This window comes from Paenibacillus sp. FSL M7-0896 (genome assembly GCF_037975415.1).
GTDB lineage: Bacteria > Bacillota > Bacilli > Paenibacillales > Paenibacillaceae > Paenibacillus_AQ > Paenibacillus_AQ silagei.
In genome coordinates, this window is sequence record NZ_CP150250.1 from 2293564 (window position 1) to 2319774 (window position 26211).

27 protein-coding genes are annotated in these 26211 nt (G+C 53.0%); 18 read left to right on the plus strand and 9 right to left on the minus strand.

Annotation, left to right across the window (positions count from 1 at the left end):
• The first annotated feature begins 123 nt into the window (after positions 1–123).
• Positions 124–513, plus strand: a complete 390-nt coding sequence (locus MKY12_RS09620; RefSeq protein WP_339255368.1) for a DUF1499 domain-containing protein — start codon at positions 124–126, stop codon at positions 511–513.
• Positions 514–707: 194 nt separating this feature from the next.
• Here the strand turns inward: MKY12_RS09620 and tpx are convergent, their stop codons facing one another.
• On the minus strand, positions 708–1226 hold the full coding sequence (gene tpx, locus MKY12_RS09625) for a thiol peroxidase (RefSeq protein WP_036725207.1): 519 nt from the start codon (positions 1224–1226) through the stop codon (positions 708–710).
• A gap of 112 nt (positions 1227–1338) precedes the next feature.
• On the opposite strand from tpx, the gene MKY12_RS09630 reads away from it, so the two are divergent.
• Together MKY12_RS09630 and MKY12_RS09635 are read left to right on the plus strand one after the other, a co-directional pair.
• Positions 1339–1965 carry a rhomboid family intramembrane serine protease gene (locus MKY12_RS09630; RefSeq protein WP_036725206.1) on the plus strand — a complete coding sequence of 209 codons (627 nt, stop codon included), beginning with the start codon at positions 1339–1341 and terminating at the stop codon, positions 1963–1965.
• A gap of 14 nt (positions 1966–1979) precedes the next feature.
• On the plus strand, positions 1980–2897 hold the full coding sequence (locus MKY12_RS09635) for a LysR family transcriptional regulator (RefSeq protein ID WP_209874261.1): 918 nt from the start codon (positions 1980–1982) through the stop codon (positions 2895–2897).
• 35 nt (positions 2898–2932) lie between these two features.
• Here the strand turns inward: MKY12_RS09635 and MKY12_RS09640 are convergent, their stop codons facing one another.
• Entirely contained in the window at positions 2933–3607 is a 675-nt protein-coding gene (locus MKY12_RS09640; RefSeq protein WP_036725481.1) for a zinc metallopeptidase, read from the minus strand.
• A 37-nt stretch (positions 3608–3644) separates the two neighbouring features.
• The gene (locus MKY12_RS09645) at positions 3645–4076 is read right to left on the minus strand and encodes a MerR family transcriptional regulator (protein WP_036725200.1); all 432 of its coding nucleotides are present in this window, start codon (positions 4074–4076) and stop codon (positions 3645–3647) included.
• Between the two features lie 562 nt (positions 4077–4638).
• Between MKY12_RS09645 and MKY12_RS09650 the strand changes: the two genes are divergently transcribed.
• The 4 genes from MKY12_RS09650 (at position 4639) to MKY12_RS09665 (ending at position 8825) form a co-directional block, all read left to right on the plus strand.
• Positions 4639–6033 (plus strand): ammonium transporter, encoded by a 1395-nt coding sequence (locus MKY12_RS09650; RefSeq protein ID WP_036725199.1) that lies wholly within the window; start codon positions 4639–4641, stop codon positions 6031–6033.
• Between the two features lie 39 nt (positions 6034–6072).
• A complete protein-coding gene (locus tag MKY12_RS09655; protein WP_339314841.1) occupies positions 6073–7146 on the plus strand; it encodes a DUF294 nucleotidyltransferase-like domain-containing protein in 1074 nt (357 codons plus the stop codon).
• On the plus strand, positions 7143–7892 hold the full coding sequence (locus MKY12_RS09660; RefSeq protein WP_209874255.1) for an exonuclease domain-containing protein: 750 nt from the start codon (positions 7143–7145) through the stop codon (positions 7890–7892). Before MKY12_RS09655 ends, MKY12_RS09660 begins: the two co-directional genes overlap by 4 nt.
• Positions 7893–8264: 372 nt before the next feature.
• Complete coding sequence (locus MKY12_RS09665) at positions 8265–8825, plus strand: TlpA disulfide reductase family protein (protein ID WP_339255374.1); 561 nt, start codon at positions 8265–8267, stop codon at positions 8823–8825.
• 95 nt (positions 8826–8920) lie between these two features.
• Here the strand turns inward: MKY12_RS09665 and cimA are convergent, their stop codons facing one another.
• Positions 8921–10540 carry a citramalate synthase gene (cimA, locus tag MKY12_RS09670; RefSeq protein WP_209874252.1) on the minus strand — a complete coding sequence of 540 codons (1620 nt, stop codon included), beginning with the start codon at positions 10538–10540 and terminating at the stop codon, positions 8921–8923.
• A 193-nt stretch (positions 10541–10733) separates the two neighbouring features.
• On the opposite strand from cimA, the gene MKY12_RS09675 reads away from it, so the two are divergent.
• The 3 genes from MKY12_RS09675 (at position 10734) to MKY12_RS09685 (ending at position 13994) form a co-directional block, all read left to right on the plus strand.
• On the plus strand, positions 10734–12026 hold the full coding sequence (locus tag MKY12_RS09675; RefSeq protein ID WP_209874248.1) for a DNA polymerase IV: 1293 nt from the start codon (positions 10734–10736) through the stop codon (positions 12024–12026).
• Positions 12027–12186: 160 nt separating this feature from the next.
• Complete coding sequence (locus MKY12_RS09680; protein ID WP_036702186.1) at positions 12187–12429, plus strand: ferredoxin; 243 nt, start codon at positions 12187–12189, stop codon at positions 12427–12429.
• A gap of 137 nt (positions 12430–12566) precedes the next feature.
• On the plus strand, positions 12567–13994 hold the full coding sequence (locus MKY12_RS09685; protein WP_339255377.1) for a L,D-transpeptidase family protein: 1428 nt from the start codon (positions 12567–12569) through the stop codon (positions 13992–13994).
• Here MKY12_RS09685 and MKY12_RS09690 read toward each other — a convergent pair.
• Positions 13991–14128 (minus strand): hypothetical protein, encoded by a 138-nt coding sequence (locus MKY12_RS09690; RefSeq protein WP_200869536.1) that lies wholly within the window; start codon positions 14126–14128, stop codon positions 13991–13993. The genes MKY12_RS09685 and MKY12_RS09690 overlap by 4 nt on opposite strands.
• 155 nt (positions 14129–14283) lie before the next feature.
• Between MKY12_RS09690 and MKY12_RS09695 the strand changes: the two genes are divergently transcribed.
• The 7 genes from MKY12_RS09695 (at position 14284) to MKY12_RS09725 (ending at position 20898) form a co-directional block, all read left to right on the plus strand.
• Complete coding sequence (locus MKY12_RS09695; protein ID WP_339255378.1) at positions 14284–14778, plus strand: hypothetical protein; 495 nt, start codon at positions 14284–14286, stop codon at positions 14776–14778.
• 155 nt (positions 14779–14933) lie between these two features.
• Positions 14934–16028 carry a quinone-dependent dihydroorotate dehydrogenase gene (locus tag MKY12_RS09700; protein WP_339255380.1) on the plus strand — a complete coding sequence of 365 codons (1095 nt, stop codon included), beginning with the start codon at positions 14934–14936 and terminating at the stop codon, positions 16026–16028.
• Between the two features lie 27 nt (positions 16029–16055).
• Positions 16056–16868 (plus strand): GTP pyrophosphokinase family protein, encoded by an 813-nt coding sequence (locus tag MKY12_RS09705; RefSeq protein ID WP_036725183.1) that lies wholly within the window; start codon positions 16056–16058, stop codon positions 16866–16868.
• Positions 16834–17322, plus strand: coding sequence for a DUF309 domain-containing protein (locus MKY12_RS09710; protein ID WP_339255382.1), 489 nt, complete (start codon positions 16834–16836; stop codon positions 17320–17322). Before MKY12_RS09705 ends, MKY12_RS09710 begins: the two co-directional genes overlap by 35 nt.
• Positions 17323–17390: 68 nt before the next feature.
• Positions 17391–19007 (plus strand): RsmB/NOP family class I SAM-dependent RNA methyltransferase, encoded by a 1617-nt coding sequence (locus MKY12_RS09715; protein ID WP_339255384.1) that lies wholly within the window; start codon positions 17391–17393, stop codon positions 19005–19007.
• 3 nt (positions 19008–19010) lie between these two features.
• The gene (locus MKY12_RS09720; protein ID WP_209874234.1) at positions 19011–19760 is read left to right on the plus strand and encodes a pseudouridine synthase; all 750 of its coding nucleotides are present in this window, start codon (positions 19011–19013) and stop codon (positions 19758–19760) included.
• A gap of 334 nt (positions 19761–20094) precedes the next feature.
• Complete coding sequence (locus MKY12_RS09725) at positions 20095–20898, plus strand: Cof-type HAD-IIB family hydrolase (RefSeq protein ID WP_339255387.1); 804 nt, start codon at positions 20095–20097, stop codon at positions 20896–20898.
• Positions 20899–21023: 125 nt separating this feature from the next.
• Here the strand turns inward: MKY12_RS09725 and MKY12_RS09730 are convergent, their stop codons facing one another.
• The 4 genes from MKY12_RS09730 to MKY12_RS09745 all read right to left on the minus strand — a co-directional run bounded on the left by MKY12_RS09730 (position 21024) and on the right by MKY12_RS09745 (position 24856).
• A complete protein-coding gene (locus tag MKY12_RS09730) occupies positions 21024–22250 on the minus strand; it encodes a hypothetical protein (RefSeq protein WP_339255389.1) in 1227 nt (408 codons plus the stop codon).
• 19 nt (positions 22251–22269) lie between these two features.
• Positions 22270–22935, minus strand: coding sequence for a hypothetical protein (locus tag MKY12_RS09735; RefSeq protein WP_339255391.1), 666 nt, complete (start codon positions 22933–22935; stop codon positions 22270–22272).
• Positions 22936–23245: 310 nt separating this feature from the next.
• Positions 23246–23335, minus strand: coding sequence for a sporulation protein YjcZ (locus MKY12_RS09740; RefSeq protein ID WP_143803672.1), 90 nt, complete (start codon positions 23333–23335; stop codon positions 23246–23248).
• A 114-nt stretch (positions 23336–23449) separates the two neighbouring features.
• Positions 23450–24856 (minus strand): RsmB/NOP family class I SAM-dependent RNA methyltransferase, encoded by a 1407-nt coding sequence (locus tag MKY12_RS09745; RefSeq protein WP_339313584.1) that lies wholly within the window; start codon positions 24854–24856, stop codon positions 23450–23452.
• Between the two features lie 216 nt (positions 24857–25072).
• On the opposite strand from MKY12_RS09745, the gene MKY12_RS09750 reads away from it, so the two are divergent.
• Positions 25073–26209 (plus strand): glycosyltransferase family 4 protein, encoded by a 1137-nt coding sequence (locus MKY12_RS09750; RefSeq protein ID WP_339313585.1) that lies wholly within the window; start codon positions 25073–25075, stop codon positions 26207–26209.
• The last annotated feature ends 2 nt before the right edge of the window (positions 26210–26211 follow it).

Below are 26211 nucleotides of genomic sequence, written 5' to 3' on the forward strand. Positions count from 1 at the left end.
CCTGCTCACTAGCGGGTAGAGGGTGCCTTTTTCAAGGTTAAAGTGAGCAATGCCCTTTTGTTCCGCGGACAAGAGTGTTACACTTAGGGTAGTGAACTTGGGATTTGAAGAGGGGGAAGAATTTTGTCGTTGAAAAGAACCTTGGTCGGTTTATTTCGCAGTCATGACGGAACAAGCGACCGTGCCAAAGATCCGGCATTGAAAACGCGTTATTACAATCTTTCAAGAGACAAGGCGTGGGATGAAGTATCCGCAACGCTGAAGAAAATTCCTGGTTATAAGGTCTTGCATGAAGTGCAGTCTGTAGGGGAGATTACCCTGGAGAAAAGAACGGCGTTAGGCCGCTCGCTGGATATTACCGTATCTGTGTTAAGCACCACGCCCGTACGCTGTGCCATAGATATATATTCAGCATCCAGAGGGTCGCTTGGCGATCTGGGTGCCAATTACCGTGTCATTCAGCGTTTGTACCAGTCTCTGGATAAGAAGCTGGGCAAATATAAGGTGGATTAAGGATAGCATTCGGGCATGTATTGCCGGGATTGTATGCGGTTTTCGGGAGTGGGACAGCCTGTTCCAGGCACGGATACCCTTATTGATCATCATACGCAAAAAGCGGAGAAGGATGACCTTCTACCGCTTTTTTTCAAAAATGTACATTTATAGGCCTGGATGCTGTATAACATATCAGTGCTGTCAGTCTTAGCTTAGAGCAGAGCTTTAACTGCGGAAATCGCCGCTTCGTAGTCCGGGTGCTCAGCCATTTCACCGAGATACTCGACATAAGCCAAAGTGTCGTTCTTGTCTACAACGAAGATGGAGCGCATGTCGAGGCGGAATTCCTTGATCAGGACGCCATAGGCTTGTCCGAAGGAAGTCTCTTTGTGGTCGGACAGGGTAATTACACTGTCGATGCCTGCGGCGCCGCACCAGCGGGCCTGGGCGAAAGGAAGATCTGTGCTGATGGTGAGAATGACTACATCATCGCCAAGACCGGCAGCCTCACTGTTGAAGCGGCGGGTCTGCGCATCGCACACACCGGTATCCAGGGAAGGTACAACGCTGATCAGCTTGATTTTGCCAGCGTAATCTGTAAGTGTAACATCTTCCAGGAGATTCTTGCTTACCGTGAATTGCGGCGCGGAATCTCCGGCTTTCAGCTGCGGGCCTACCAGAGTAATGGGGTTGCCCTTAAAAGTGGCTACGCCTGTTCTTTCTTGCGTCATGTCCTTGTTTCCTCCTTGAATTGCATTATTGGCATGTACCTGCCAGAATAAATTATAATCTTTTTAGAAGCTGGATGTCGAGCTGGACAACATACATAAAAGGATGGGTGTTATGATTTTTATAAGGTATGAGAAGTGGAGAAGCTATCTCCGGTATTATCCTGTAACCTGTGCGCTGATTCTGGCCAATGTGGTTATGTTCATCGTGCTGTCCCTGAATGGCGGCTCCACCAACCTGTATACACTTGTGGAGTACGGGGCTACGGTCAATGTGGGTGCTGAAACGGATGAGTTGTGGCGCTGCGTGACGGCGATGTTCCTTCACAACGGCTTCGCTCATTTGTTCTTCAACAGCTTCTCGCTGCTTGTGTTCGCCCCGCCGCTGGAGCGGTTGATGGGCTGGTGGCGTTATGCACTGCTGTATCTGGGCGGCGGCTTCATTGCTAATCTGCTGTGGGTTCTTATAAGCAGCCGAGGGAATGTGGAGATTGGAATTGTCTCTGTAGGGGCCTCGGGGGCGATCTACGCCGTCTATGGCGCATTCCTCTATATTGCGGTGTTCCAAAGGGCAATGATGGATGAGGGCTCGCGCAAGACGCTTTACGGACTTCTGGTGATGGGGATTATCATGTCCTTTGCCGCTCCAAATATCAATTATATGGCTCATATCGGCGGCCTGATCGCTGGATTCTTCATCTATGGGCTAATCATCCGTGTATTCAAACGAAAACGGCGATAAGGAAGGGTGTAATCGTGGAGCTTAGACAGCTGCAGTATTTTCTGAAGGTTGCCCAGAAGGAACATGTCACCAGAGCGGCGGAGGAGCTGCATGTCGCACAATCTGCGGTAAGCCGCCAGATTCATCAGCTGGAGCAGGAGCTGGGAGTGGATCTGTTCATGCAGAAGGGGAGGAATCTGCAGCTTACGCCTGTCGGGCAGCTCTTTTGCAAAAGAGTGGAGTCGGTCCTGAATGAACTCGACCGGTCGGTGGCGGAGGTGCATGAATTCCTTGACCCGGAGCGCGGCGAGATCCGCATCGGCTTCCCGCACAGCCTCGGGACCCATCTGATTCCTTCCATTGTGGCGGAGTTCCGCAGCCATTATCCCCATGTGAAATTCCGCTTCAAGCAGGGAGCCTATCCATCCTTAATCAAGGATGTTATCTCTGGAGAGGTGGATCTGGCATTCATCTCGCCGTTCCCGGAGAATGTAGGGCATGTGGCCGGAGATATCGTAATGACCGAGGAGCTGTTCGCCATTCTGCCGCAGAATCATCCGCTTGCAAGCAGGGAAGTGATCCGGCTGGAACAGCTGCGGGACGAGAAGTTCGTATTGTTCAGCCAAGGCTACTCGCTGCGGCCGATTGTGTGGCAGGCCTGCCTTGCGGCAGGGTTCAAGCCGCAGATTGCTTTTGAAGGCGGGGAGACCGATACAATCCGCGGTCTGGTAGCCGCCGGGATGGGGGTAAGCTTGCTGCCGGAGATGGCGCTCTACCAGACCAACCCGATGCAGCCTGCACAGGTCCGGGTGGTGGAGCCTACGATTACCAGAACCGTCGGGCTGATTCACCGGGCAGAAGGCAAGCTGCCGCTGGTCGCCCAGTCCTTCCGTAACTTTCTGCTTACCTATTTCAAAGACAGGCACACAGACAATACCCCGGTCGGCTCATAGCCTACCGGGGTATTGTCTGTGTAGTAATATAGATCTTAATCGCGGTTACCGAGGAACATCAGGATCAGGCGGATCAGCTCGATCAGAGATACCAGCGCTGCTGCCACATAGGTGAGCGCTGCGGCATTCAGGACCTTGGCTACGCCGCGCTCTTCATCATTACGGATGAAGCCCTGCTGTACCATAATCCGGCGCGCGCGGCTGCTGGCGTTAAATTCAACGGGCAGCGTGACGAGCTGGAAGGCTACTGCGGCAGAGAAGAAGATAATGCCGAGCCCGATAAGGTTGAACGAGCTGAAGATGAAGCCTGCAAGCAGCATGAAGGGAGCGACCCCGGAGGCGAAGTTCACGACCGGGAACATCCGGTGGCGCAGCGCCAGCATCGGATAATGCTCCTTGTGCTGAATCGCATGGCCGATCTCGTGACAAGCGACGGAGACCGCTGCGATGGAGCTTTCATAATATACAGGCTCCGACAGCCGTACAACGCGGTTAATCGGGTCGTAGTGGTCTGTAAGAGTTCCCTGAACCGGTTCAATGGGAACATCGTAGAGTCCGTTGGCATCCAGCATACGCCGGGCAGCTTCATAACCCGTTAAGCCATTCATGTTCGGCACCTTGGCCCATTTCTTGAAATTGCCCTTGACCCTGAACTGGGCCCATACAGAAAAGATAAAAGCGACAGCTAACAACAGATACATTAGTGGCATCATATGTGCTCATTCCTCCATTATAAATTACAAGCTGTTACATTGGCGGCCCTTGCGTCAGCAGAAGCCGGATCGCTTCCATACAGGCGACGCCCTGAGGAATCAGTGCTGCCAGTGCCCGGTTGGCCTGGCCAGGCTTCAAACCGCTTATCACGGGCTCCAGGGCCTTCACTTCCCGTTCTAGCTGCTGCATCTGAAGCTCAAGCTGGACCAGCTTGCCGGAGACCTCAGCCTCAGGTGTGGCTGCATTCCACTTGCCCATCAGGGATTTGATTTCTTCCAATGTATATTTCTCTTGCTTAAGCTGATTAATACGTTGAAGAACGACTAAGGTTTCATGACTGTAGAGCCGGTAATTCTTCATGCTCCTGGATTCCGGTGTAATCAGTCCAAGCTTCGTATAATAATCAATGGTACGTTCACTGATGCCGGCAGCCTTGGCCAGCTCTCCGATCCGGTAAAGGGTCATATCTCCAAGTTATCTCACCTCGCTATTTCCTGCGTAAAATAATCATATCAAATTGGAAACCGTACAGTCAAACGTGACGCTTACTTTAAAGTATATGCTGACTTTTCATAAAGATGCTGGGGAGGCAATCGAAGCGAGAATATTCCTTAGAGGAGAAGAATCCATGTAAAACATGACATGGCGTGTCATATACTTAAGCGCCCAGCTCAGCTGGTAATCATCAGGATCGCGGTGAGCGGGTGATACGGTATGGTGTGATCAAGGGATAATAAAAGGCATGTTTACTAATAGACATTAATAAAAATACAGTATGAAACTTAGGAAAAAGCTCTGTTGACTGTATGCGTTTGCATGATTGGTACGTAAGGAAGCGTGCTAATTGTGCCGGGTTACCGGTAATCGTGCTCGGGAATAGTCCTTAAGTGAAGAAAAGCGCAGCTTCCAAAATTAAATTAAAGCATTCAAAAAAATAGTCTTGTCAATTTACCTGACTTCTGATTATAATGACATTAAGAGTTTCACGCTTTGTTAGAAAATATAACATTGGGGAGTGGGGTACACTATGAAAAAAAAGATGTTGATGATGTTCCTGGGTATGATTACACTAATGATCTATCCGGTCAGCGCCTTCGCGGCTGAGGGTCCGGCAGCACCGGATCTGCAGATTGGACTCGACACTGCATTTACGTTCCTGGCATTTATCCTTGTATTCTTCATGCAATCAGGATTCGCATTACTTGAGGCGGGTTCGGTCCGGATGAAGAATGCCGGCCACGTGGCCGGTAAGACGGTACTGACACTGGCGATTGCCAGCTTGTGCTTCTGGGCACTGGGCTTTGGCCTTGGCTTCGGTAACGGCAACAGCTTCTTCGGAACTACAGGCTTCTTCTACGGTGGAGATTCCACAGCCTCCGCATTTGAATCCCTGGCCTTTTCCGATGTTACACTAAATACGAAATTCCTGTTCCAAATGGCATTTGCGGCAGTCTCCCTGGCGATTGTATCCGGCGGTATGGCTGAACGTGCTAAGCTTAGCGTATATATTATCTTCGGAATTCTCTTCTCGGTTGTGATTTATCCGGTTGTAGCTCACTGGGTATGGGGCGGCGGCTGGCTGGCAGAGCTGAGCATGCAGGATTATGCAGGCTCTACAGTAGTCCATCTTACAGGTGCAACAGCGGCTGTAGTGGCGACCATTCTCCTCAAGCCCCGTCTTGGCAAATTCAACAAAGAAGGCAAGCCGGTTATTATTCCGGGTCATAACCAGGTCTTCACTGTACTTGGTGTTATCATTCTCTGGTTCGGCTGGTTCGGCTTCAACCCCGGCAGCGCGTTGTCCCCTATGGGCGGATTCTTCGGACACGTAGCGCTGACTACGAACATTGCAGCGGCAGCAGGCGGTCTGGCAGCACTGGCAGCTTCCTGGCTGTACTTCGGCAAATCCGATATTCCGGCCATGCTTAACGGCGTACTGGCAGCTCTGGTTGCCATCACCGGTGCCTGTGCCTTTGTAGAGCCTTGGGCAGCCATCATTATCGGTCTCATTGCCGGTGCCTTTACTTTCATGACCTCGCAGTGGCTGGAACGTGCAGGATTGGATGATCCGATCTATGCTTTCTCTGTACATGGTATCGCCGGTATGTGGGGGGCGTTGTCTACAGGCCTCTTCGCAGCACCTGATCTGATTGAACAAGGCGCACTTGTAGGTAAAGCAGGTCTGTTCTACGGCGGCGGCTTCCATCAGCTCGGCGTGCAGGCACTGGGTGTAGTCGGAACCTTCGTGTTCGTAGCTGTGATGTCCTTCGTCATCCTGTATGTAATGAAGATGGTTATGGGTATCCGTGTAACGGAAGAAGAAGAATTGATGGGTCTGGATATCAGTGAGCATGGTACGTACGGTTATCCTGAGCAAATGAAGCTGATTAGTGAATCAGAATCCAAAACCCTCAAACACTAATATTTATACTCAGGCAGGGAGGCGGACCGAGTGGCTTCGATGGAGGCAGCAGATTGGAACGAAGAAGAAAGTTACTTGTCCATCGTAACAGCCGGTTCGCCGGAGGAGCTTAAGGCGAGGCGTACCGCTTGTCAACAAGTGCTGCTGGAGCAGCTGGACGTGATTCCCGTTCAGGTATGGATGCACCGGGTCAATGCGATGCATGACCAGCTTGCCGGGACGGCGGTACGCATATGTGAGGCGCAGATGAAGGAGGCGGGCTACGGCCTGCCTCCCTGCGCCTATTCCTTTATTGTATTCGGCAGTGCGGGCCGGCAGGAGGCTACGCTGTGGAGCGATCAGGATAACGGCTTAATTGTAGAGGAAGCGCTGGAGGGTGAGCGGAAAAGGTATTTCGAAGCTTTTGGCAGCATGCTGTCGGATGTGCTTGAGGCGATTGGCTATGAGAAATGCGAGGGCAGGGTCATGTGCTCTGAGCCGCTCTGGCGGAAGTCACTGGCAGACTGGAAGCGCCAGCTGTCTGACTGGATGGAGCAGCTCGAATGGGAGCCTGTCCGGTACCTGATTATAGCTTCGGATATGCGCCATGTAGCGGGAAGTGAGGCACTGTCTGCGCAGTGGCGGGAAGCCTTGCATGCCGGATTCACAGATAACAGCAAATTGACGATGGCGGTACTGCGCAATACGGTGCGCCATAAAGCAACGCTGAATCTGCTGGGGCAGGTGCTCACGGAGCGGTTCGGTGATAATGCTGGCGGCTTCGATGTCAAATATGGTCTCTACATTCCGCTTGTCAATATTGTCAGGCATTTGTCGCTGCTGCACGGAATCGAAGCATCTTCGACACTGAAGCGGCTTGATGAGCTGGCTAAGCTGGAGCAGTATCAGCATCTGGAAGAGATCAGGCGCGCTTGTCTGACGGCGCTCAGGATGCGGGTGAACACGCCGTTTACAGTGACGGACGGCCTGCTCGTGAGCAGCGATTATTATGCCGAGAATGATCTGAAGAATAAGCAGCTCCGGGCGGAGCTGCGGGAAAGCCTGCTGCTGATCAGACGCCTGCATAAGGCGCTGCAGCGGCAGCTCCGGTCAGCGGAAAGGAGACAGCTATGAAGGAGCCGAGCAAGGGCGGAGGATTCTGGAATAATCTGCGGCAAGGCGGAATGCCCTCCGCCATCGCTTCCATGAGAGGCGGAGAATCGGCGCAGCAGACAGCCCAGCAAATGGCCTTTATCCGTTCTCTGATGCGTGAGAAACGGCGTCCCGAGGTGCTGCATACTCCGCTGTCTGAACTGGAGACGGTGATATTCGATCTGGAGACTACGGGCTTCTCCCACCAGGGCGGGGATGAGATTATGTCCATCGGGGCGATCCGGGTGGTCGGGGAAGAGATCAAGGCAGAGGAATGCTTCTATACACTGGTGAACTGCGGGGCAACGATTCCGGACAATATTACGAGACTGACCGGAATCTCAGCAGAGATGACCTCCTCTGCTCCGCCGCTGATGGACGGCTTGCATAACTTCATGTCCTTCGTCGGGCAGCGGGTACTGGTGGCGCACGGAAGTGCCCATGATAAGGCGTTCCTGAATGCCGCCCTATGGAAGACCTCCAAGGTCCAGTTAACCCACCGGGTGCTGGATACGATGATGCTGGCCCGCTGGCTGGAGCCGCACCGCAGCAATTATACGCTGGATGAGCTGCTGGCGATTCATGAGATTCCCATCGAGGGCCGCCATCATGCGCTGGAGGATGCCAAGATGACGGCGAAGCTGTGGGTAGCTTACATCCGCCAGATCTTACAAAAGAATCAGGTAGATACGTTAGGCGACTTATACGCCTATCTAAGCAGGACATGAGAGTTATTGGTAAGACTGGCCGGATTGCAGTGCAAAGCGGGGACTGATTAAGGTATATCTGGAAGGCGGCGGGTCAGGCGCTACGTTGCGTATCGGCCTTAGGCCAATACACATGCCACCCGCTGCGGCAGCGCCAGCAGCTGTTCGCAGGTCTCCTGCGGCAGCCGGGCAGCAGAAGCTTCCCCAGCCTCTGCTGTACGGAAGAGTCCGGTCTGAACAGCCGGGGGCTTCCCTGGCCGCTGTCAGCTTTACCCCTCTCTCTTCATGGGATTTCGTCTTTGACGGAATCCTCTTTTTTTATGATAACGTTTGAAACTGGAGCAAGTGGGGGTACAATAGAGAAAAATCCTCCATGTAAAGGATCTGAACTCTATGAAAGCAGTCCATAAACGGAATGTAACGATTCTGGCCTTGATTGTTTTTCTGGCCGTTCTTGCCATAGAACATAAATTGAAATCGGAGCCTAAGGCGGTTGCGGTCCTGCAGCAGACGGCGGAACCGGAGATTGGTGCATCTGCCGGACTCAAAGCGCCTCCTTTTACAGTGCAGGAAGGGGATAAGCAATATGGCGTCGATGGGGCAAGGGAGAAGCCGGTGATTCTTAACTTCTGGGCCTCCTGGTGCGATCCTTGCCGGCAGGAGGCTCCTGAACTGAATAAGCTGGCTATGAAATACAGCAAGGTGCTGGATGTATACGGCATTAACGTAACTAGCCAGGATTACAAGCCTAATGCGGAACGCTTCGTCAAGAAGTATATGCTGACCTTTCCGGTAATGTATGATCTAAAGGGCCAGATCTTCGACAAGTATAACGGGGCGGTGTTCCCGACCAATGTATTGATTGATAAGAACGGGGTCATCAGCGAGATTATTCTGGGGGTCCTGAGCGCAGAGGAATTGGAGAAAAAGATTATTGCGCTGACTGGCTCTTAGCACCGGCGATCAGCCGCATAGTGAAAAGCCCTCCTGCGCGGAGAAAGTTCCGCAGCGGAGGGCTTTTTGGAGTGCATAGAGCGAAGCCAAGGAGGTCAGTGATTCACCAGACCTCTCGGTTCATTGCTGGTCTGGATGCCCTGCTCCAGTGAGATCTGTCCCAGAAGGGCATATCGCATGGAATCGACCAGAGCCTCCCAGCTCGCTTCGATCACGTTGCTGGATACGCCTACTGTGCTCCAGGTGTCGCTATAATCCTTGGATTCAATCAGCACACGTACCTTCGCGGCAGTCTGATCCTGTTCATCCAGCACACGGACCTTATAGTCGGAGAGGTGCATATCCTTAAGCTGAGGGAAGTAGGTCTGCAGCGCCTTACGCAGCGCATTATCCAGCGCGTTGACCGGTCCGTTGCCTTCGGCAGCTGTGTACAGGCTCTCACCGCCGACCTTCAGCTTGACGAAGGCCTCGGAGACGACGGGGCGGCCGGCGGTCTTCTCAACCAGCATCTTGAACGACTCGAAGGTGAACAGCTCATTCATCTCGCCGGTCGCTTCCCGGAGCAGTAATTCAAGCGAAGCATCCGCGCCTTCGAACTGATACCCCTGGTGTTCAAGATTCTTGATCTTGTCAATCACCTTGCGTGCCTGCTCGCTGCTTGGATCAAGGCTGAGTCCCATCTCCTGCGCCTTGGACAGCACATTGCTCTGTCCGGCAAGCTCAGAGACCAGCACACGCTGCTTATTGCCGACCAGCTCAGGGGCGATATGCTCGTACGTGCGTGAATCGCGCAAAATGGCAGATACGTGGATGCCGCCCTTGTGGGCGAATGCGGCTGTGCCGACATAAGGCTGATTCACCGGCATATTCACATTGGCAACTTCGCTGATGAACCGGGCCGTATTGGTTAACTGCGGCAGGGAATCGCCAGGGATGCAGTGATAGCCCATCTTAAGCTGAAGTGTGGGAATGATGGAACACAGATTGGCATTGCCGCAGCGCTCGCCATAGCCGTTAATAGTCCCCTGAACCTGCCGGGCACCAGCACCGATTGCGCTCAGGGTGTTGGCAACCGCAAGCTCACAATCGTTGTGTGTATGAATACCGAGCGATGCTTCCGGGAGCAGCACGCCGATGCTTGTCACAATATCATGAATCTCCTGCGGCAGGGTGCCGCCGTTCGTATCGCACATCACCAGCCAGTCTGCTCCGGCCTCGCGGGCACGGGTGAGAACAGCAGCGGCGTACTCAGGGTTGTTCTTGAAGCCGTCGAAGAAATGCTCTGCATCGAAGATGACCTCAAGCCCCTTGCGCTTCAAATAAGAGATGGAGTCGAAGATCATGGCCAGATTCTCTTCCAGGGTGGTCTGCAGGGCAGTATGAACATGGAAATCCCACGATTTGCCTACCAGGGTAGCCGCCGGAACGCCTGCGTTAATCATCCGCTGCAGCCCCTCGTCCTGCTCGGTTACAGTGTTTTTGCGCCGGGTGCTGCCGAACGCGGTAATCTTGGCATTCAGATGAAGCTCCTGGACTCTTTTGAAAAATTCGATGTCCTTGTTGTTGCTTCCCGGATTGCCGCCTTCGATATAATGGACACCCAGATCGTCGAGTTTCCTGGCAATCTTCAGCTTGTCATCCGCCGACAGACTGATCCCCTCGCCTTGTGTTCCGTCGCGCAGGGTAGTATCGAAGATGGAGATAGACTTAGACATGAGTGTCCTCCTAAAGTGTTATTAGCCTTCGCATAGGAAATTAATTTTTATATTATAGCATTTTTACGCGGGAAAGTAACAAAGAACTTTTCACCCCGCTGTCACAAGCGCCTCTCTGGCAAGTTGACCTTCCGCCGGGGTAGAGGTATGCTGACAATAACAATGGAACCCGGAAGATAAGAAGGTGGATGCCATGCAGAGTGTGGATCAATATTATCCGGCAAGCGGCAGGGTTATTCTGCATGTGGACATGAATGCCTTCTACTGCTCTGTGCATGAGGCGGAAGATCCGGAGCAATATAAAGGCAAGGCGACAGCTGTGGCGGGCAGCGTGGAGGCTAGAAGGGGAATTATCGTCACCTGCTCCTACGCCGCGCGCAGGCTGGGCATCTCCACGGGCATGCAGGTGCAGAAGGCGCTGCGGATTTGTCCGTCTTTAATGCTTATTAAGCCGGATTTTCATCTATACCGCAAGTACTCCAATGCATTCATGCAGATTGCCTACAGCTATACTCCGCTGCTCGAAGCCGTCTCTATAGACGAATGCTATCTCGATATCACCGGCTCCCGCCAATTCGGAACGCCGCCGGAGATTGCCGAGGCGCTGCAGCGGCGGATTATGGAGGAGCTGGGTCTGCCTTGCTCCATCGGGATTGCCCCCAACAAGCTGCTGGCGAAGATTGCTTCTGATCTGAAGAAGCCCAGCGGCATCTCCGTGCTGCGGCTGCGCGATGTACCGTCCGTGCTGTGGGACAAGCCTTGCAATGAGATGTTCGGCATTGGCGGCAAAACGGCCGAGAAGCTGCGCAAGCTGGGCATCTACAGCATCGGACAGCTGGCAGCCGCAGACGAGGCGATGCTGGTCGGCCATTTCGGTGTCATGGGCGCCTGGCTGAAGCGGGCGGGGAACGGGATTGATCACGGGATCGTGAATCCTGAGCGGGAGCAGAGCAAATCCATCGGCCATACAACCACGCTGCCGCATGATGTGGTGGGGCTGGCTGAGGCGCGCCCGATTCTGCTGAACCTGAGCGATCAGGTTGCGCGGAGGCTGAGGAAGCAGGGGCTGGTTGCAGCGGGGGTACAGCTGACGATCCGCACGCCGGATATGAAGACGATCACCCGCTCCCGCCAGCTTGAGGCTCCCACCGAGAGCGCCGAGGACATTTATAAGGTGGCATGCGACCAGTTCGCGCGCCACTGGAAGGGCGACAAGCCTGTGCGGCTGCTGGGGGTAACGCTCCAAGGGCTGATGCCCAAAGAGGAGTCGGCTATTCAGCTGGACCTGTTCGACTACGAGCGGCAGCCGAAGAAGGAGTCGCTTAATAAGGCGATGGACATGCTGCGCAACAAGTTCGGCGAGAATGCGGTGCTGACCGCAGGGATGCTGAGCGACAGCCACTCGGCGCGGCTGCGTAACCATAAGGAGCGGGGCACCTCGCTGCAGAAGGACAATCTGGGCGGCGCAGACAAGGATATAGACTGAATTAAGGCCCGTCATCAGCCGCCTGGAGCACCGCAGAGAATGAGGCAATAATGTCAACACATTGAAAATTCATTGAAATTGTATCCTATTTATATTAATATGAGAAAAATAACAGGCTGCGACTGCAGGCTGTATAGTTAAGCGGGAGGCAGAGAAAAAAATGGCTAAGTACACTTGGGTCGAGAAGGACACATGCATCGCTTGTGGTGCTTGTGGCGCGACGGCCCCTGATATTTTTGATTATGATGACGAAGGTTTGGCAGAAGTGATCTATGAGAACGACGGCAACCACGGTAATGTTGTGATTCCGGACGACTTGTTCGATGACCTGCAGGATTCAGCTGACGGATGCCCTACAGATTCCATTAAGATTGCAGATGCACCTTTCAACAAAGAGGGCTAAGCTTCTGCCGTCTCCATAAAAGACATCTCAGGACCGCGATAAATGCGGCTTGAGGTGTCTTTTTTTGCATTCCCTGCCGATATACAATAGAAGGTACATACGAATACATAACCATACCACCAATAGTGGAGGCCAACATGAAGAATGCTCAGCATCTAAAAGCCTATGTACAGATGCATCCGGATAATAAGATGGCATGGTACTTGCTTGGTAAGGAATACTATAAGAACGGGCAGTATGGAAAAGCGAATTACTGCTATAATCAGGCCGGGGAAGTGTATGAGGCATTTGAACGCAGCAAGGTGCCCGCGGAAATGCTGCAGCAGTACGAGGAAGGGCTGCTGGAATCGGCCCGGGAACGGCAGACCGCGAGGCTCAGGAAGCGCCGGGTGCTGCTGGCTCTAATGCTGCTGCTGCTCATGCTTATTCCGGCTGCCGTCGCACCGGGAATTCTGCCGGACAGTAAGGGTGCAGCTGCCCCGGTCGAAGCGGTCTCAGCCGTGCTGCCGGAGACAGCCGCAGAGACGCAGGGAAGTCCGCAAGAACCGGCAAGTCTGGATTTCACGGCGGTAGCGGCGGATGCTGCTGCGGGGGGCGGGGGCCTGGCAGCCATCCTGAAGTCGGCGAAGACGCCTTCCGCCACCGCACTGCTCGGTATGAAGCGCTCGGGCAAATGGCTGCTGTGGAAGAAAGGGCTGCCGCTGGAGGCTACTCTTGCTAAGAGCGGAGAAGGGCGTATAGTCTATCAGTCCTATATTCCGGCAGCGTGCGCATGCCAGCCGCCGGATTCGGCGGAGCTTAAGCAGCAGGGGCTGGGCTGGCAGAAGCAGCAGGAGGAGCTGGCTGTGCTCTGGAGTGCGCTGCGTGCGTACAAGAGCAGCAAGGGAGCATATCCCGAAGCGGTACAGGAATTAGTGAAGCCGTTCCCGGCGAACGTGCTGGGCGGCATCACCCCGCTGATGAAGGAAGCCTTCGCACCTCTGCGCAGAGCCGCACGGGGAGAGGCGCCGCTGTTCTCAGCATCACCGCAGCCGTCCGGCGGCCAAGATGCAGGTATTCCGGGGCAAGAGCAGACGGGCGGCGGAGGTCCGGCGGAGGGGCCGGGGGAGAAGCTTTTTTTCAAAGAACCGCTTGCTATTATTGTAGATAAGCAAAACCACCGTCTGGCGGTCACCAGCGGCAATGTGATTCTACGGAATTATGCCGTAGGACTCGGCGGAGATAAGACCCCTGAAGGGGAGTTCTTCATTAAGGATAAGGTTGTGAACCCGAACGGGCGCGATAACGGGGAGTTCGGCAGCCGCGGCATGCAGCTCTCGGACAGTAATTATGCGATTCACGGGACGAATGAGCCGGATAGCATCGGCAAGGATGAGTCGCTGGGGTGTATCCGGATGAGCCGGAAGGATGTGGAGGAACTGTTCGCCATGGTGCCGATGGGCACGAAGGTTCAAATCAGTCAAGGGGTTCTGCCTGAGGAGCTTGTCGTACCGGAGGAACGTTTCCCTTCGGATTCGCCCCGTAATCAGACCAACCCCCATAAAGTGTACCATTGGCTGAACTAATTCCCGACAAAGACAAATAAAACGGCGATAAGCGCAATCAGCAGTACCAGACTGGCGCTGATCCACAGAATGGCTTTGCGGTTCACTTCTTCTTTTTTCTGCTGGAGTGTGGGAGGCTTGCGTTTCGTTGACATTTGGTCACCCTTCTTTCTCTCTTGATCTGTGATAACCCTTACATGTGAGGATTGGCGGCGGTGCATGGAACTTGTACCCGCTCCTCTATTCTAGTCTGGATGAAAAGACAAGTCTAGCTGCAATCTCTTACGGTAGGGACTGGCTGGCCGAAGTCTTGGTCTATACAGAGGATTACCGGCTGGAGTATCATAAGGAAGGTTTTATGCTGGAGCATGAAGAACACAGGAGCAGGAGTGATGCTGCCATGGCGAGCAGGTCCAAAAGCGAAATTCCGGTACTGCTCTACCGCTATGCAGGTCCGCGGAGGAATATAGGGTTTACCTTTTCCCGGTATGATTTGAACATGGACGCGGGCGGGAATGCACCGGGAGAGATGCTGTTTATTTATGAAGGGGATTTCGAGTATCTTAAGCCTGCAGTCAGCAGGGTCTTCCCTCTATCCGATCCGTTCACCGGGGAAGAGATGACATTGCTGGACCCGTGCTGGGAGAACCCGATTCCGAAGAGCCAGTGGGAGTCTATCTTGACTGAACTGGAGCAGCAGCCGGTTACAGACGCTGAACTGCAGGATTTCCTGAACCAGTTCATAAGCTGGGCAAGGAATCACCTGCGGACTGCGGACGGGATTGAAATTACGGGGAATCTGTGAGGATTGGCGGCGGCGTTAAGGAAGTACGGCAGGGCGGAGACAATCGCTGCGGCAAAAAACTTTTCTTTTCCCCCGGAAACGGATAAAATTAAGAAGAAACCTATAGATACGGGAGTCGTTATGTCAATTGTGGTTCCCTTAAAGGAGCGAGAACGGTGCTGTATCGACATTTTGGTAAACCAATTTTCTTTAAAATGGACCCGGAGACGGCACATCATCTCGTCATCGGCGGACTGAATAAAGCAGATCTGGTTCCCGGCGGGAGCGCGGCTATGCGCCTCATGTACGGGGTTCCTGAGACAGCTGACCTTGCGGTGGATCTGTTCGGGGTACATTTCCCGACCCCAGTGGGCTTAGCGGCAGGACTGGATAAGAATGCAGAAGCGGTAGGAGGATTCTCTTCGATCGGCTTCGGATTTATGGAGGTAGGCACGGTAACTCCGGTAGGCCAGCCCGGCAATGACAGTCCCCGGCTGTTCCGGCTGCTGCCCGACAAGGCGCTCATTAACCGGATGGGCTTCAATAATGAAGGCGCGGAGGCCATGGCTGAACGCCTCAAGAGGCTGAAGAAGCGCAGAATTCCGGTGGCGGTCAATATCGGACGCAACAAGGCCACCCCGAATGAATTGGCACATGAGGATTACCGCAAGTGTATCCGTACGCTGTATCCGTACGGTGATTTTTTTGTGGTCAATATCAGCTCGCCGAATACCCCGGATCTCCGGAGTCTTCAGCATGGCAGCGAGCTCTCGAACCTGCTTAGCGAGGTTAAGGAAGAGATGGAGCTGCAGCGGGCGAAGACGGGCGCCGCGAAGGGGCTGCTGGTCAAGATTGCTCCCGATGTCAGTGACGCTGAGCTGGAATATATGGTACATACCATCGCGGAAGCCGGAATGGACGGTATCATTGCCACCAATACGACCCTCTCCCGTGAAGGGCTGCAGAGCGACAAAGCCGGTGAGACGGGCGGGCTGAGCGGCCAGCCGCTGCGCGAACGTTCTACAGAGATTATCCGCAGAATCTATAGCCAGACGGGCGGCAAGCTGCCGATTATCGGTTCGGGAGGGATTTTTACAGCCCAGGATGCTTACGATAAGATACGGGCAGGCGCCAGTCTGGTCGAAATTTATACAGCACTCATCTATGAAGGGCCGGAGGTTAACCGCAGAGTGCATGCCGGACTACGGCAGCTGCTGCGGCGGGACGGCTTCGAGAGGCTCCTTGATGCGGTAGGCGCTGATCATCACTGAAGGATGAATGGACAGGAGGACAAGGCGATGGACGTCAGGGACTGGGGAACTTTTCTGCTTCCTTATGAACAAACGGTGGAGGAATTGAAGGTTAAATTCAAGACGATGCGCTCTGAACTCAAGAAAAGGGAAGAATATACGCCGATTGAATTCGTTACCGGCCGTGTGAAGCGGCTGTCTAGCATACTTGAGAAGGCCAAACGGTTAAATGTAAAAATGGAGGATCTGGAAACGGGCATCGAGGATATCGCCGGCATTCGCATTATGTGCCAGTTCGTCGAGGATATCCGCAGAGTGGCGGAATACATCCGTGCCCGCAAGGATCTTGAAGTGTTATATGAGAAGGACTACATTACCAACTATAAGGAAAGCGGCTACCGCAGCTTCCATATGATCATCCGGTATCCGGTACAGACTGCGCTTGGCCAAAAGATTGTGCTGGCTGAAATCCAAATCCGTACACTGGCGATGAACTTCTGGGCAACCATTGAGCATTCGCTGAATTATAAATACCGGGAGAGCCTGCCCGATGAAATGCGGGTGCGCCTGAAGACGGCAGCAGAAGCGGCTTCCATTCTGGACAGCGAGATGTCGAGTATCCGGGAAGAGATTCTGGAGGCCCAGAAGACTTTCGAGGAGAACTCGAACATGACGACCCAACTGCTGAAGGCTATTCATCAGCTGTATTTCTATCATCTTGTGAATGAAGCGATTGAGAGCCAGGAACGGTTCAATGCGATCTGGCAGGCTCAGGATATGGATGCGATGAAGGAACTGCTGGACCATGTGCGCGAGCTGCTCTCGAATGCCAAGAAGGGCAGCGAGCCGGATGGCTTATGAGCCGTTGTATCTGGCCTACCTCATCTACTTCAACCGGGACAGGGATTATTTCGAATGTCATGAGGTGCTTGAGGAATTATGGCTGGAAAAGCAGCGTGATCCGTTATACAAAGCTCTGCTGCAGGTGGCAGTCGGACTGTACCATTTCCGTAATGCCAATGTGCGCGGGGGATTGATTCTGCTGAAGCAGTCTCATGAAGTACTGGGCAGATATCCGGCGGTGACGCTTGGTATTGATCTGGAGAAGCTGGTCCGGGAAGCGGGAGCGTATGTTGCCCGTCTGGAAGCTTACGAAGATCAGCCCTTTGATTATTATGATCTCACCATCCGCATCGTAGACCCCGTGCTGAAGGAAGAGGTCAGGCTGGCGGCAGAGTCCATTCAGCCTGTGGTGCCCCAGCGGCGCGGGCCGCAGCAGCCGGACAGACCGAGGAACAGGCCGGATGGCGCTTGACCATAGTAAGGCTACAACAGGAGCACCCGCAGGGGTGTTCCTGATTATTTGAGCGGGAGGAAGGCATCATGACAGCACAACTGCCCGGAGCTTTCGCGCGGCGTATGAAAGAGCTGCTGGGACCGGAATATGAGCAATTTACAGATACCTATCAGCAGTCACCTTACGGGGGAATCCGTGTCAATACACTGAAAATAACGGTGGACGGGCTGCGGGGGCGTTCCCCCTTCACCCTGGAGCCGATTCCCTGGTGCCCTTCGGGCTTCTATACCGGAGAGGGAGCCAGACCCGGCAAACATCCCTATTATCATGCCGGGCTGTACTATATTCAGGAGCCGAGTGCCATGGCCCCGGTTGAACTGCTGGACATTCAGCCGGGGGACCGTGTGCTCGATCTGTGCGCAGCACCGGGCGGCAAGTCTACACAGATCGCCGCCAAGCTGCAGGGTGAAGGTCTGCTGGTGACCAACGACCTGCATCCCGAGCGGACAAAAGCACTGGCCAAGAATCTGGAGCTGTACGGCGTGCGTAACGGTATTGTCCTGAATGAGCGCCCGGAGCGGATTGCGGCGGCCTTTCCCCGCTTCTTCGACCGGATTCTGATCGACGCGCCGTGTTCGGGTGAAGGCATGTTCCGCAAGGACGAGGATATGGTCAGACAGTGGGAGCCGGGAACCCCGGACAAATATGCGGAGATGCAGCGGGAGATTCTGCAGGCCGCAGCTTCAGCGCTGAAGCCAGGCGGTACTATGGTGTACTCCACCTGCACGTTCGCTCTGGAGGAGAATGAGGAGATGATTGCCGGATTCCTGTCCGGGCATCCGCAGTTCTCGCTGGTTCCCGTAGGCGGAACCGGCCCGTTCGCTGCCGGACTCGGCCCACTGCCGTGTGCGGCGCGGCTGTGGCCGCATAAGGTTAAGGGGGAAGGACATTTCATGGCTGTATTGCGCCATGACGGAAGTGGCGGACCTGCGAGAGAGGCATTTGAGGCCGGGGCAGCAGAGAATGGAGCTACGGTGACAGACACTTTAGAGAATGTAAAAGCACGAAATGATAAAAGAGAGAGAAGTCTGTCTGCCGCGCCCCGGAGCACGGCTGCGAAAACAGACTTTCACAGTAAGGCAGTTCCCGGCAGGGCAGATCACGGCCGGGGCGGCAAGGGAGGACGCGGATCTGGACACGGCTCCGGCTCTGGTAGAGCCGGAACGGGTCCAGGTCCGCAGTCACAGCGAACTGGCGGGGAAGCGCTAGCGTTCGCGGTCTATGCGGACTTTATTCAAGAGCTGCTGGGGACACAGCCGCCCGGACATGCCATATGGTTCGGCGATCATCTATATATCTCCCCGTTGCCGCGTGAAGCGCTGGACGGTCTGAAGACGGTTCGGCCGGGCTGGTATGTGGGGCAGATCAAGAGCGGCAGATTTGTTCCCGGTCATCCGCTCGCTACAGCACTGCGTCCTGAGGAATGCAGCCGCTCGGTATCGCTATCCAGCGCCAGCGGGGAAGCGGTGTCCTACCTGAAGGGGGAGACCCTGTCGATCCCCGCAGGGCGCCTGTCCGTTAAGGAGGGACATGCTTACAAAGGCTATACCCTCGTCTGCATTGACGGCTTCAGCGCAGGCTGGGGCAAATGGCAGGACGGGCTGCTGAAGAACGAATATCCCGCAGGCTGGAGGTGGACTTAGAGTATGGCTACAGGAGAAAATGCAAATAAGAAGCAACGGATTGACAAGGTGCTGTCCCACATGGGGATCGGCTCGCGCAGCGATATCCGCAAGCAGGCCAAGCAGGGCCTGATCACAGTAAATGGAGCTGTCGTCAAAGACAGCGGGTTCCATGTAGACCCGCAGCAGGACCGCATAGAGGTTGGCGGGGAGCCGGTCCTCTACCGGGAATTCATCTATCTGATGATGAATAAACCCCCGGGCGTGTTATCCGCCACCGAGGATAAACGGGACCGCACGGTTCTGGACCTGCTGAAGCAGGAGCATGCGCTGTTCGAGCCTTTCCCGGTCGGGCGGCTGGATAAGGATACCGTGGGTCTTCTGCTGCTCACGAATGACGGCAAGCTGGCACATGAGCTGCTGTCCCCGCGCAAGCATGTCCCCAAAACCTACGAGGCCACCGTCGAGGGGGAGGTCGATGCTGCGGATGTGGCTGCTTTTGCCGAGGGTGTTACGCTTGAGGATGGTTATGTGACCCTGCCCGCGCAGCTTAGCATTCTGAGCAGAGAACGGGGCAGCCGCGTGCTGTCGTATATCTCACTCACCATTACAGAAGGCAAATTCCATCAGGTGAAGCGGATGTTCGTAGCTGTCGGGAAGAAGGTAGTGTTCCTGAAGCGGGTGTCGATGGGCGAATTGAAGCTGGACGAGACTCTGCCCGAGGGAGCCTGCCGGGAGCTCACGGCCCGTGAGCTGGAGCTGCTGAAGCGTTAGATGATACACCTCTGACAGCCTGATAGCCTAACTGCCGGTAACGGACTCAACTGCGCTTATTTCGGCAAAAAGGCTGATTTTAACCTGTTAACGGACTCCATAGCCTTTATTGGCGGGCATTTGGCGTAATTTCAACCACTGGTGAGGAGATAAGTACACTCGGGTCCGTTAGATGCTTAAAATAACCTTTTGTGCCGAATTAGCGTCTTTGGAGTCCGTTAAACGGAAGCTTAGTTAGGTACGCCGGGAGCAGCTTGATCTCAATGAGCTGCCAATGAATGGTGAAGCAGGAAAATGCCTAGCGGTATACTATACAGAGATAGGATGATGGGGTATGAAATACAAACTGATTGCACTGGATGTAGACGGAACACTGCTGAATGATGATCATCAGCTCAGCGAAGAGAACAAAGCGGCGGTTGCTGAGGTCACGCGTCAGGGCGGGCAGATTGTACTCTGCACAGGGCGCAGTCCGCAGAATTCGATTCCTTTTATGGAGGAGATGGGCTTGTCGGGGTATGTGCTGGGCCATAACGGAGCGGCTACAGTGAGTGTCAAGGACCGTAAGGTACTGCACCAGTACGGGCTGGACGCCAGAGGGCTGGACCCGTATATCGCCTATTGCCGCGAGCGTGATATCCATTTTGATGTGAATACGGCATTTGAGATGTATGTGGATAATGTGGAGAACCTGACGAAGGAAGCCCACTTTATGTATGAGCATTTCCGGATTATGCCTGCATCCCTTCCAGCCTGGGAGGAGTTCCGCGAACCGATTGTCAAATTCACTGTGTTCACACAGTCCGATATTCTGGATGAAGCGCAGCGGGAGTGGGCTACTTGGGGAGAGCAATACAATATTCTGCGCAGCGGAGAGTTCTTCGTTGATCTCATGCACCCGGAATCCTCCAAAGGCAATGCCCTGAAGCACCTGGCAGCCGAGCTTGGCATTCCGCAAGAGCAGGTGCTGTCGATCGGCAACTATTATAATGATATCTCTATGCTGACGTATGCCGGTCTGGGCGTGGCGATGGATAACTCTCCGGTAGAGGTCAAAGCAGCCGCAGATGTGATCACCGGCACCAATAATGCGAACGGTGTGCGCGATGCGCTGGTGAAATATTGTTTGTCTTCCTGATGGCTTGTACACTCAGCATATCTAATTTCTTGCTAAGTAGCGAGCGACCAAAAATGCAAAAGGGCGATCCTCCAATAACGGAGAATCGCCCTTTTTTTGCCGCTTTAAGCTTTTAAGAAGCTACTCTACTTCAAGTCCGACAATGATAATTGAATTTCGCTTAAGCTTCTGAGGTCGTTCTCATCGGTCTGATTTGCACGTTGAAGAAGTCCCTGAAGAATTATTTCTTGAGATTCATGGTCTTTGATAATTAGTTCTTGCTCTGTATTCTTAGTATCGTATCGTTGGAAGGCATCAATAATGGTTTCGCTTCTATCCAGTTGGTCATTAATATCCTGTATTGATTTTTCTTTAGGGGTCAGCTCCTCATTCGTAGGACGGATAGATTCAGTGACTGGAAATTTTGTTGCATAATAAAATACTTGATCATCAGAAGCCTTTAAACTCGTGACCACAGATGGGGCGATATTCAGTTTACTTGCTTGTTGGTCTATTTCATCTCTTGGTATTTCTATGATCCCACATTCAGCTTTTTCTTCGGGAGTCATCATTCCTGGGTTCCAGTTTTTGTCTTGTATCGCAGCAGACTTAGCTAAACTATTACTACTTCTTGCTGTACCAGCAGTCAGGTTATAATAACGTTTCCCCGCGGATAACACCTCGTATCCAGTGCCTAATAGCATATATTCAGCAGAAAGTTGCGAGGTTGTATTTGCAGGGACATCAGCACTAAACCAAAAAAATTGGCCAGTATCAGCAATGTCGGTTGACCAGTTCCACTGACGAGTTAATGCTGAAGCACTAGTTGTATTACTGTCAGAAACATTGCGCAATGAAGCAATGAGACTACCAGTGTTATAAAGAAAACCGCTCATGGGAGTAAGGAGGAATGTAGAAAAATTTAATACTGCATAGGCTGCATTATAGTATCCTGGTAGGTTAGATCCTGAAGATTCGGGAGCAGAACCGATAAATGCTGGGTCTGTATATGAATTAAGTGCCATATTACTTGGGTTTTGAGTGTTTTTTATCTCCATTCTTGCTATTTGGATCCTATTATTTATAGGTATGGGAGGGCTTGTGGTCGCTCTGCTAGCCCCTGTGCCCGCGAATCTGAAATCGAAATGCCATCTATTAATTGTACCAAGCCATGTTGCCCCCATGAATCCAATTGACGAAGAAGCAGCAATTTTGTTAGCTCCAGTAGTGTAAGGCCAATTAATTGAATTACTAGCGTCTACATGACTTACGGGCGTATCATATGCGTAAGCCATTCCTGTGGGTACTAGAGTTAGAGATAAAATGAGTGCTATACGAATAGATTTGAGTGCTGACTTTCTGAATTTAATCATAATCTAACATCTCTCCTCATTAATCCTTGCTCTCAGCTTTCACAGAGATTGGGATTTTAATTGAATTGACGCCTATCGACCTTACGCCGCCTTTGGTATCGGAGCCAACGGAAACCATAATGTTGAAATTTTCCGAAGGTAAAATTGTTTTGCTATCGGATACTAGATCGATAATTATCATTCCACTTCCACCGCCTGCAGGGTTTTGTAGATTTGTTACACCGACTTCAACCTTATTTCTCCACTCCTTACCTAGGTTCATATCAGTTTCGGAAGCAAATGGCTGTAGTAATGTTTTTTGATTCTCAGGGAAATTGCTTAGAATGTTGGCGATATACCATTTCTTCGGAATGTAGATAGTCATTCCGCCGAAATCTTTGGGATCAATTTCAAACGAAGCAACAATTCGTATGCGCTTGGCCATTGCTTTTTCGCCCCACACAAAAATCGATCCTACTGCTGATGTGTTTTGTTGTGCAGTTTTGGATCTGATACTAAATTGCTTAGTTACCACAACACCATCATTTACAACGGTATAGTCGGAGAGTTTCTCTTGAGTAAGGAAATGTTGCACTATTATGATAATCATGACAACTACAACCGCAGAGCACACAATCATAATCTTGTTTTTAGACGATTTCAGAGTAATCCCTCCGATACTTCTAATATAAATAATCACCTCCATTATAACAGGTATGGTCTAAGTGGATATTCCATATTTTAGCATTGTTTAAATTTTACGAATATAGGTATTTAATACCAATAATTGTCGAATTTACAGGAATGAAGAGGTATGAATTAGAGAATAGCGGGAACAAAGCGGAGCTATATGGCGAAAACATAAAGCATAATTCGGTGCCATGAGGCTTTAAGGTTCTATTAAAAACGGCTTTATAATATGTATCACACGCGATCAGGAGAATCGAAAAAGCAGCCTGCCCCCTTAAAGGGGGCGGGCTGCTTGAGGTCCGTGTGCTGTGCTGCTTATAGCGGAATTAGACGAACAACGAACGGGAAATGATTACGAGCAATATGAAGAGTACCAAGATCGCACCGGTCGAAGTGAAGCCTACACCTGCACCCATGTCTGATTCCTCCCTTGATTCATGTCTGTTCCCACTTGCCGCCTTAAGTCCGGCGGACCTCCATGGGATAATGACATCATATGCTTATGAACGATTCGTGAACTGGTCAGCAGCCTAAACTTCGTCAATATGGGCTGCCCTGATCCGCAGACCCTTGGGCAAATGATTCTTGAGCTGGCCGGAGCTGGCTTTGCCCCAGCCTACAGGCAAGCCGTCTACGGTTACCAGCGTCCAGCCATGCAGGCTTGGCGGAACCGGCAGACTCTCGCCGCGCAGCCAGGCCTGGATCTCCGTGCCGTCCGCAGGCATATCATAGCTGTGCGCCGCCTGATCCGGCCGGAGTGTCATGGCCAGGGCGTGGGCGGGCTCGATCCGGTTTTTCTTAAGATGGGCAATATGCAGTCCGGCACGCGGCACCTTGAGCCCGTCCAGTATCCCGATGTGCAGCCGCCCATTGAATGCCTCAGGCAGCAGATACAGGGATTCGCCGAAGAGAAGCGGGACGCCGTGTCCAGCGAATCCGGGCAGCTCTGCCGCCGCCCAGCTCATGAACTGTTGATAGGCCTCCCTAAGCGTAGCACTTGTCTTCGGACCGTCACTGCCGCGTTCACCCCGCTTGCCCCGGCTCTTGCGCGGAGCGGAATCCGCCGGGTCTGCTGAAGCCGCCTTGTGCAGCAGGGCCACGAAATGCCCTTCGCCCCGCTCCAGATGCGGCCACAGCCGCTTCGTAACGATCAGCTCCATATCGGGATAGGTCTGCACGAAGCGCTCCATCGTCTCCTCATTCTCCTGGCGGTTGAAGGTACAGGTCGAATAGACCATATGGCCGCCGGGCTTCAGCATCAGATACGCATCCTGCAGAATATCCCACTGTCTGGCTACACAGATCTCCACATGCTTCGGAGACCATTCATCTATCGCCGCAGGGTCTTTGCGGAACATTCCTTCACCGGAGCAAGGCGCGTCCAGCATGATGCGGTCGAACACCTCAGGGAATCTTTTGGAGAGATCACCAGGAGCTGCGGAAGTAACCAGTGTGTTGCTTATGCCGAGCCGCTCGACGTTTTCGGCCAGGATTTTGGCCCGCTCCGGGTGAATTTCATTGGAGATGAGCAGCCCTTCCCCTTGCATCAGTGCGGCGATATGGGTGGTTTTGCCGCCGGGAGCAGCCGCGAGGTCGAGAACGATCTCTCCGGGAAGCGGCTTCAGCAGCTCGGCTGCGGACATTGCGGAGGGCTCCTGAATATAATATAGTCCGGCGGTATGATACGGATGTCTCCCCGGGCGAGCGGGGTCTTCGTAATAGAAGCCTGACGGACACCATGATACCTGTGACAGACCGAATTGTGAGATTGCCTGCTCCGCTGCGGTGCGGCCGGAAGGTACACTGCTTTTTAAAGTATTGAACCGCAGACCTTGGGTCCGCGCAGCAAGATAGCTCTTCAGAAAAGCGTCCGCCGAATCCCCCAGCATCTCTCTAATATTGGCGGTGTAAGCGGCAGGCAGTCGTTCTTCATTCATAAATCACTCTCCTCTAGTCCAAGTTCAAGATAAGTAAAGCTGTCATCTTAGTTGCTGTTTCTGGTGGATACCGATAAAATTAAGATATGGAACCTTAGCGTACCTGTACCTATAACTGTAGCAGCACCCGAAATTGTAATTGTACATATACACAACTATATCATAATTGCCGGTGTTCACCGTAAATAGGGCAATTGTAAAGGGAGATGTACCTATATGAACTTGCTGCAAGCGCTATTCTTCCCGCCGGAGCAGCCCGGTGGTGTATCTTCTATGATCCCTTATCTCCAGGAACGCTTCCGGTCCAGCCGCTGGGAGATGGATTTGTTCTGGCTGCCTAAGCGCATCCGTGGCAAGGGGCGTGAAGACATCGTCTTCGAGACCTTCGACTGGAGACTGTACGGCGAAAGTCCTGTTGTGCAAAAATACATTCAGACCTACCGGGATTACATCTGGTGGACTAAGCTGCGGATGAGTAAAAATTATGACCTGATCCATGCCCATCACCCGATTGCCGGGCTGGCCATGAAGAGAATTTATCCTGACGTTCCATTGATTCAGACGCTGCACTCCAGCTATGAGCGTGAATTAATTCTGAATGGGGTGATCCGGGAGGGGGGGCTTGAGCATCAGTTCCTGGTCGCGATTTACCGGGAGCTGGAGCATGTGAGTGACCGGCTGATGACGGTTTCGCGTGCTTTTGCCGATTATGTGACACCTTATATTGACCAGCCGGACAGCATTGGAGTCATTCCCAACGGATTCGATGAAAAGAGATTCAAGCCTGTCCCGCATGAGAATGACATTCCGCAGCTGGTTACAGTTACCCGTCTCGTACCGGCCAAAGGCATAGATATTCTGTTCAAGGCTTGTGCCGAGCTGAAGAAGCGGGGACATGAATATGTGCTGCATATTATCGGGGACGGACCGAGCCGGGCGGAGCTGGAGCAGCTTGCGCAGGCGCTGGGTATCTATAATGAGACTATTTTTTACGGCTATACGCTGCATCCTGAGGAATTCATGCCGTTCTTCGATATCTTCGTATTGCCTTCGCGGGCGGAGGCGTTCGGTTCGGTATTTGCCGAGGCTGCGCTGAGCTGTCTGGCGCTGGTCGGGACGAATGTGGGCGGTATTCCCGAGCAGATTGAGGACGGGGTGAACGGGCTGCTGGTGAATCCGGATGATGAGCTGGGACTGGCAGATGCCCTGGAAAAAGTGATCACGGACCCCGGCTACCGCTATGAGCTGTCGCGTTCGGCTTGGGATAAAGCAAAGAGCCTCTACTCCCTGACCCGTGTAGCCAATGAGCTGAAGAAAACCTATCTGCAGTTCCAGCCGGGAATGAAGGGGTGAGG

Coding starts and splice junctions, on each gene's coding strand:
- tpx (WP_036725207.1), bottom strand. CDS start 1,226: ATGACGCAAGAAAGAACAGGCGTAGCCACTTTTAAGGGCAACCCCATT.
- MKY12_RS09630 (WP_036725206.1), top strand. CDS start 1,339: ATGATTTTTATAAGGTATGAGAAGTGGAGAAGCTATCTCCGGTATTAT.
- MKY12_RS09640 (WP_036725481.1), bottom strand. CDS start 3,607: ATGCCACTAATGTATCTGTTGTTAGCTGTCGCTTTTATCTTTTCTGTA.
- MKY12_RS09645 (WP_036725200.1), bottom strand. CDS start 4,076: ATGACCCTTTACCGGATCGGAGAGCTGGCCAAGGCTGCCGGCATCAGT.
- MKY12_RS09650 (WP_036725199.1), top strand. CDS start 4,639: ATGAAAAAAAAGATGTTGATGATGTTCCTGGGTATGATTACACTAATG.
- MKY12_RS09655 (WP_339314841.1), top strand. CDS start 6,073: ATGGAGGCAGCAGATTGGAACGAAGAAGAAAGTTACTTGTCCATCGTA.
- MKY12_RS09660 (WP_209874255.1), top strand. CDS start 7,143: ATGAAGGAGCCGAGCAAGGGCGGAGGATTCTGGAATAATCTGCGGCAA.
- MKY12_RS09665 (WP_339255374.1), top strand. CDS start 8,265: ATGAAAGCAGTCCATAAACGGAATGTAACGATTCTGGCCTTGATTGTT.
- cimA (WP_209874252.1), bottom strand. CDS start 10,540: ATGTCTAAGTCTATCTCCATCTTCGATACTACCCTGCGCGACGGAACA.
- MKY12_RS09675 (WP_209874248.1), top strand. CDS start 10,734: ATGCAGAGTGTGGATCAATATTATCCGGCAAGCGGCAGGGTTATTCTG.
- MKY12_RS09680 (WP_036702186.1), top strand. CDS start 12,187: ATGGCTAAGTACACTTGGGTCGAGAAGGACACATGCATCGCTTGTGGT.
- MKY12_RS09685 (WP_339255377.1), top strand. CDS start 12,567: ATGAAGAATGCTCAGCATCTAAAAGCCTATGTACAGATGCATCCGGAT.
- MKY12_RS09690 (WP_200869536.1), bottom strand. CDS start 14,128: ATGTCAACGAAACGCAAGCCTCCCACACTCCAGCAGAAAAAAGAAGAA.
- MKY12_RS09705 (WP_036725183.1), top strand. CDS start 16,056: ATGGACGTCAGGGACTGGGGAACTTTTCTGCTTCCTTATGAACAAACG.
- MKY12_RS09710 (WP_339255382.1), top strand. CDS start 16,834: ATGCCAAGAAGGGCAGCGAGCCGGATGGCTTATGAGCCGTTGTATCTG.
- MKY12_RS09715 (WP_339255384.1), top strand. CDS start 17,391: ATGACAGCACAACTGCCCGGAGCTTTCGCGCGGCGTATGAAAGAGCTG.
- MKY12_RS09720 (WP_209874234.1), top strand. CDS start 19,011: ATGGCTACAGGAGAAAATGCAAATAAGAAGCAACGGATTGACAAGGTG.
- MKY12_RS09725 (WP_339255387.1), top strand. CDS start 20,095: ATGAAATACAAACTGATTGCACTGGATGTAGACGGAACACTGCTGAAT.
- MKY12_RS09730 (WP_339255389.1), bottom strand. CDS start 22,250: ATGATTAAATTCAGAAAGTCAGCACTCAAATCTATTCGTATAGCACTC.
- MKY12_RS09735 (WP_339255391.1), bottom strand. CDS start 22,935: ATGGAGGTGATTATTTATATTAGAAGTATCGGAGGGATTACTCTGAAA.
- MKY12_RS09740 (WP_143803672.1), bottom strand. CDS start 23,335: ATGGGTGCAGGTGTAGGCTTCACTTCGACCGGTGCGATCTTGGTACTC.
- MKY12_RS09745 (WP_339313584.1), bottom strand. CDS start 24,856: ATGAATGAAGAACGACTGCCTGCCGCTTACACCGCCAATATTAGAGAG.
- MKY12_RS09750 (WP_339313585.1), top strand. CDS start 25,073: ATGAACTTGCTGCAAGCGCTATTCTTCCCGCCGGAGCAGCCCGGTGGT.